The 855-nt window shown below is 59.4% G+C and carries 2 protein-coding genes; both read right to left on the minus strand.

Translation table 11 applies throughout. From position 1 onward, the window contains the following. Positions 1–334: hypothetical protein (locus tag VQ830_RS28965; RefSeq protein WP_438618936.1), on the minus strand; the 334-nt coding region annotated here is incomplete at its 3' end. Beyond that, positions 315–836 (minus strand): hypothetical protein, encoded by a 522-nt coding sequence (locus VQ830_RS28700; protein WP_438618938.1) that lies wholly within the window; start codon positions 834–836, stop codon positions 315–317. The genes VQ830_RS28700 and VQ830_RS28965, both read right to left, overlap by 20 nt. Between the last annotated feature and the right edge of the window lie 19 nt (positions 837–855).

The following is an 855-nucleotide window of genomic DNA, read 5'->3' on the forward strand; positions in this document are numbered from 1 at the left end:
GAGCTGTGCTCAGAGCGCCGACCTGCAGTGACTTCAGACCGACGATCTGATCCGTCGTCAGGGCACCGACATTGTCTGTGCTCAGAGCAACGAGCTGCTTGCTCGACAAGGCGTTCAGCTGCTCGGTCTTCAGAGCTGCTGTCTGGGCAGTCGTCAGAGAACCGATCTGAGCAGTGCTGAGGACCGCAACCTGTGTCGACTTCAGAGCTGCAGCCTGATCCGTGCTGAGAGCAGCAAGAGCGTCTGTCTTCAGGCCGGCAAGAGCTGCCGTACCGATCGCAGCGATCTCATCCGTCGAGAAGGTCTTGATGTCGTCAGACGACAGGGCTGAGATNTGTCGACTTCAGAGCCGCAGCCTGATCCGTGCTGAGAGCAGCAAGAGCGTCTGTCTTCAGGCCGGCAAGAGCTGCCGTACCGATCGCAGCGATCTCATCCGTCGAGAAGGTCTTGATGTCGTCAGACGACAGGGCTGAGATGGACGCAGACGACATAGCGCCGATTTGCGCAACGTTTAAGGCCTGTGCCTGTGCCGTGCTGAGGGCACCGAGTTGAGCTGTGCTCAGAGCGCCGACCTGCAGTGACTTCAGACCTGCGATCTGATCCGTCGTCAGGGCACCGACATTGTCTGTGCTCAGGGCAACGAGCTGCTTGCTCGACAGTGCGTTAAGCTGTTCGGTCTTCAGAGCCGCAGTCTGGGCAGTCGTCAGAGAACCGATCTGAGCAGTGCTGAGGATGGCAACCTGTGTCGACTTCAGAGCCGCAGCCTGATCCGTGCTGAGAGCAGCAAGAGCGTCTGTCTTCAGGCCGGCAAGAGCTGCCGTACCGATCGCAGCGATCTCATCCGTCGAGAAGGTC

The organism is Oryzifoliimicrobium ureilyticum (assembly GCF_037199735.1).
GTDB lineage: Bacteria > Pseudomonadota > Alphaproteobacteria > Rhizobiales > Rhizobiaceae > Rhizobium > Rhizobium ureilyticus.